This window comes from Pseudomonas sp. CIP-10 (assembly GCF_020911845.1).
GTDB classification, from domain to species: Bacteria; Pseudomonadota; Gammaproteobacteria; order Pseudomonadales; family Pseudomonadaceae; genus Aquipseudomonas; species Aquipseudomonas alloputida.
In genome coordinates this window covers 944,243-949,235 of sequence record NZ_CP087160.1, presented here as the reverse complement: position 1 = coordinate 949,235, position 4,993 = coordinate 944,243, and the positions used below count along the sequence as shown (strand labels likewise).

At 66.3% G+C, this 4,993-nt stretch carries 3 protein-coding genes; all 3 read left to right on the top strand.

Features of this window, described 5'->3' with window-relative positions; translation table 11 throughout:
• Window positions 1–63: 63 nt before the first annotated feature.
• From LMH93_RS04345 to LMH93_RS04335, 3 genes are read left to right on the top strand one after another with little or no spacing between them, the layout of a single operon-like run.
• Window positions 64–1,500, top strand: coding sequence for a TolC family outer membrane protein (locus tag LMH93_RS04345; protein ID WP_230064859.1), 1,437 nt, complete (start codon window positions 64–66; stop codon window positions 1,498–1,500).
• Window positions 1,497–3,665, top strand: a complete 2,169-nt coding sequence (locus LMH93_RS04340; protein ID WP_102885859.1) for a type I secretion system permease/ATPase — start codon at window positions 1,497–1,499, stop codon at window positions 3,663–3,665. The genes LMH93_RS04345 and LMH93_RS04340 overlap by 4 nt, the downstream gene beginning before the upstream one ends.
• A complete protein-coding gene (locus tag LMH93_RS04335) occupies window positions 3,662–4,846 on the top strand; it encodes an HlyD family type I secretion periplasmic adaptor subunit (RefSeq protein WP_003247300.1) in 1,185 nt (394 codons plus the stop codon). Before LMH93_RS04340 ends, LMH93_RS04335 begins: the two co-directional genes overlap by 4 nt.
• Window positions 4,847–4,993: the final 147 nt, after the last annotated feature.

Genomic DNA, 4,993 nt, shown 5'->3' with positions numbered 1-4,993 from the left:
GGCCGCTGTAAACCCGTCGGGTAAATACCCGGCGGCATGGACGACCAGCAGTAAGGGAACTATGTGAAGCGAAGCAGTCCGCTGTCACCGCTGTTGCTGGGAGCCTTCGGGCTCCTGGCCCTGAACTTCCACCCGGTTGCCCAGGCAGCCGATGATATAGACCCCCACCTGCGCCAGATCGGGCCGTCGCTGCTACGCGATGCGCCCGAAGCGGTGCCCGCCCGGCCCCCCATCGGCATGGCCCCGGTCGCCAGTGGCGAACGGCTGAGCCTTACCGACGCGGTGCTGCAGGCAGCGCAATGGCACCCGAGCATCGCTGAGGCCATCGGCAACCTTTACAAGCAGGGCGAAGGCATCAACGTCGCCCGTGCGGGGTATTACCCACAGATTTCCGGTGGCCTGCGCACCGGTTATGACACCGGCTATGGCGGCGACCGCAATAGCCAGGCCCTGAACCTGTCGCTCAAGCAAATGCTCTATGACTTCGGCAAGGTCGACAGCGCCGTCAACGCGGCCCAGGCTGCCGCCGCCCGCGCCCAGGCCAATATCCTGCTGGTGGTCGACGACCTGGCCCGCGACACAGCCTATGCCTGGATCGAAACCCGCCGCTACGAGCAACTGATGACGATTGCCCGCGACCAGATTCGCGGCGTGGGCGACATTGCCGGCATGGCGCGCCAGCGCAGCGACATGGGCGCCAGTACCCGTTCCGACGTGGTGCAGGCCGAGTCCCGCGTGGAAAGCGCCCGTGCCACCCTGGAAGAGTACCAGTCGCAGTACGAGCGCTGGCGCTCGACCCTGGCGGCGCTGATGGGCCGCGTTATCCCACCGGCACTGGCCGAAGGCTCACCCGCCGAGCTGAACCAGGCCTGCAAGCGCCCTGCACAGGGTGATGACCGCCTGCCCGCCGTGCTGATGGCCCTGGCCCAGCGCGCACAGGGCCAGGCCGAGCTGGCCCAGGCAAAGGCGGAGGCCTACCCTACCCTGTCGTTGCAACCGCAGGTCAATCATTACCTGGACGACGACTACAACCGCGATAACGCACGGCTGGACCGCACCCAGGCGGGCATCTACCTGAACGTCGAAGTCCCCATCTACCAAGGGGGCTCCATCAGCGCCCGTACCCGCGCCGCCGGCCACGCGCTGACCGCCGCCGACGCCGCCGAAGACGCCGCACGCCTGCAAGCGCGTCGAGGCCTGGCCGAGGCCATGGCGCAAACCTCCGGGCTGGGCCGCCGGCTAACCTCGCTGGAAGCACGCCAGGTCAGCATCCAGGAGGCACGCATGCTCTACGGGCGTCAGTACCTGGACCTGGGGACACGGCCACTGCTCGACCTGCTCAACGCCGAGCAGGAGATCTACCAGTCACGCTTCGAACTTGCCGGCACCCGCTCCGATCTGCTGCGCCTGGATGTCGACTGCCTGTACAACACCGGCGCCCTGCGCACGGCCTTTGGCCTTGAGGGGCGCAACCTGCAAGGTGTGGAGATCCAGCCATGAGTGATTCGATCGATGTGACCCTGCCCAACCAGGCGCCCGCGCCGGAGCAGGCCGCCGTCCACCGGCCAGACCTTGGCCCCTGGCTTGAGGTGATGTTGCAGGTGGCACACCACTACCGCCTGGACGTATCACCCCAGCGTATTCGCCTGGCCGCTGCGGAGGATGCCCGCCCGTTGAATGAAATCCTCCGCCACATGGCACGTCAGGCGGGGCTGGCATTGCGCTTCGTGCACTTCGATGCCAAGGGCCTGCGGCAATGGCGCACGCCGCTGGTGCTGGAGCTGGACGATGGGCAGCTGGCGGTGGTCGATTCGGTGACCGAAGAGGACGACCTGGCAGTGGTGTTCGCCGGTGACCAGGGCCTGACTTCGCGTCTGCCCCGCGACACCCTCAAAGGCCGTATCAACCGCGTGGCCCTGCTGCGCCCGGCCCGGCCACTGCGCGATGTGCGCACCGACGACTACACCGCGCCTTACGACCGCCACTGGTTCGCCCGCATCGTACTGCGTGACCTGCGCCCTTATGGGCAGGTGATGGTCGCTTCACTGGTGGCCAACGTGCTGGCGCTGGCCGGCGTGCTGTTCTCGATGCAGGTGTACGACCGAGTGATACCGGCTGAATCCCTGCCCACCCTCTACGTCCTGTTTGGCGGTGTGGTGTTGGCACTGGTGTTCGACTTCAGCATGCGCCTGCTGCGGCTAAAGGTGACCGATCTGCTCGGCAAGCGCGCCGACCTGCGGGTGAGCGACCTGGTCTACGGCCATGCCCTGCGCCTGCGCAACTCGGTGCGGCCGAAGTCCACCGGCTCGTTCATCTCGCAGTTGCGCGAGCTGGAGTCGATCCGCGACCTGATCACGTCCAGCACCGCCACGGTGCTGGCCGACCTGCCGTTCTTCCTGCTGTTCCTGTTCGTGTTCTGGCTGATCGGCGGCGTACTGGTGTTCATCCCGCTGGTCGCGCTGCTGGCCATGGTGTTGCCCGGGTTGCTTGCACAACGGCGCCTGGCACGGTTGGCCAATGCCTCGATGCGTGAGTCGGCGCTGCGCAACGCCATGCTGGTGGAAAGTATCCAAGGCCTGGACGAGATCAAGGCACTGCAGGCGGAGGCTCGCTTCGAACGGCAGTGGAACCAGTACAACGCGGCCTGCGCGCACACCAACCTGCGCCTGCGCACCCTCACCAACGGCCTGGTGACCTGGACGCAGAACGTGCAGGGTGCCGTGTTTGCCGTGGTCATCGTGATCGGCGCACCCATGGTCATCGCCGGCGACCTCACCACGGGTAGCCTGGTGGCGGCATCCATGCTTTCGTCGCGGATGATGGCACCGCTCGCCCAGCTGACCCATGTGCTGACCCGCTGGCAGCAGGCCAAGGTCGCGCTGCAAGGCCTGGACAAGCTGATGCAGTCGCCAGTCGACCACCCCGAAGGCGAAGCCCGCGTGCACCTGCCAGCCATTCACGGCGAGTACCGCCTGCGCCAGGCCAACTTCCGCTACAGCGAAGACTACCCGCCAGTGCTGAACATTGGCCGGCTGGACATCCAGCCGGGCGAGCGCATTGCCGTGCTGGGCCGCAACGGCGCCGGCAAATCAACCTTGCTGCAGGCGCTGGGTGGGGCCATGGACCTGGTACAGGGCGAGATCAGCCTGGACGGCATCGCCATGGCCCACCTCGACCCTGCTGACCTGCGCCGTGACGTCGGCCTGCTGCCGCAGTACGCGAGGCTGTTCCACGGCACCCTGCGGGAAAACCTCACCCTCGGCGCCGGCCAGGCCAGCGACCAAGAACTGGTGGCCGCGCTGGCCGCCACTGGCGCACTGGACTTCGTCCGCCGCCTGCCCAAGGGCATGGACCACTTGATCCTCGAAGGAGGCCTGGGCTTGTCTGGCGGCCAGCGCCAAGCCCTGGTGCTGTCGCGCCTGCTGGTACGCCAGCCGCAGGTGCTGCTGCTGGACGAGCCGACCGCGTCGCTGGACGACATGACCGAGCGCAAGCTGCTGGATAACCTGGAGCGCTTCTGTGAGGGCCGTACACTGGTGATCGCAACCCATCGCCTGAGTGTTCTGCAGCGGGTCGACCGCATCCTGGTGCTGGACGCCGGGCGCATCGTCATCGATGACGCGCGCGATGCCGCGCTGGCCAAACTGCAGGGAGCCCAGGCATGAGCAACCATGAACTCCCGGCTTCCTACCTGGACGGGCAGGACGACCAGGCGGTGTTCCGCGCCGGCCGCATCATCACCCTCTGCGCGCTGATGCTGGCGGCGTTCCTGGCCTGGGCGGCCTGGTTCGAGGTGACCGAGGTGTCCACCGGCACAGGCAAGGTCATCCCAAGTTCGCGAGAGCAGGTCATTCAGTCGTTCGAGGGCGGTATCGTCGCGCAGATGAGCGTGGCCGAAGGCGACCTGGTCGAGCGCGGCCAAGTGCTGGCCCAGCTCGACCCGACCAAGACGGCTTCCAGCGTGGGTGAAAGCGAGGCCAAGTACCGGGCTGCCAAAGCCAGCCAGGCTCGCTTGCAGGCAGAGGTGACCGGCAAGCCCCTGACCTTCCCGGCGAGCCTGCGCGACTCTCCCGACCTGATCGATGCCGAAACCGCGTTGTACCAGACCCGCCGTCGCGGCCTGGAACAGACCCTGGCGGGCATTCAGGACTCGTTGCAGCTGGTGCGCAGCGAGCTGAAAATCACCGAGAACCTGGCAAAGATGGGGGCCTCCAGCCGGGTTGAAGTGATCCGCCTGAACCGCCAGCGTTCCGAGCTGGAACTCAAAGCCAACGAGGCGCGCTCAGACTATCTGGTGCGCGCCCGGGAAGAACTGGCCAAGGCCAGCGCCGAAGCGGACGCCCTGTCGGAAGTGATCCGTGGGCGCAGCGACTCGCTCACCCGCCTGACCCTGCGCTCGCCGGTGCGCGGCATCGTGAAGGACATCGAGGTCAACACCCTGGGTGGCGTGGTGCAGCCCGGTGGCCAGGTGATGAAGATCGTGCCGATGGACGAACGCCTGCTGATCGAAACCCGCATCGCGCCACGGGACATCGCCTTCATTCACCCCGACCAGGCGGCCAAGGTCAAGATCAGCGCCTATGACTACTCGGTGTACGGCGGGCTGGACGGCAAGGTGGTGGGCATTTCGCCGGACACCCTGCAGGACGAGGTCAAACCGGAAATCTACTACTACCGCGTGTTCATCCGCACCGAACAGGACAGCTTGCAAAACAAGGCCGGCAAGCGTTTTGCGATCGTGCCAGGGATGATTGCCACGGTGGATATCCGAACGGGCGAGAAAACCATCCTCGATTACCTGATCAAGCCGCTGAACCGGGCCAAGGAGGCCCTGCGCGAACGCTGATCCAGTTGTTTACACACATCCCTGTGCGCGCGGGCATGCCTGCGAACACCGGCGAAGCCGGTGCCATGCACCGCGACGCACGTTTCGCGGGCATACCCGCTTCCACAAGGGGCCCAAGCACTCCTGAGTTCTGTGCAAATTGCCTAA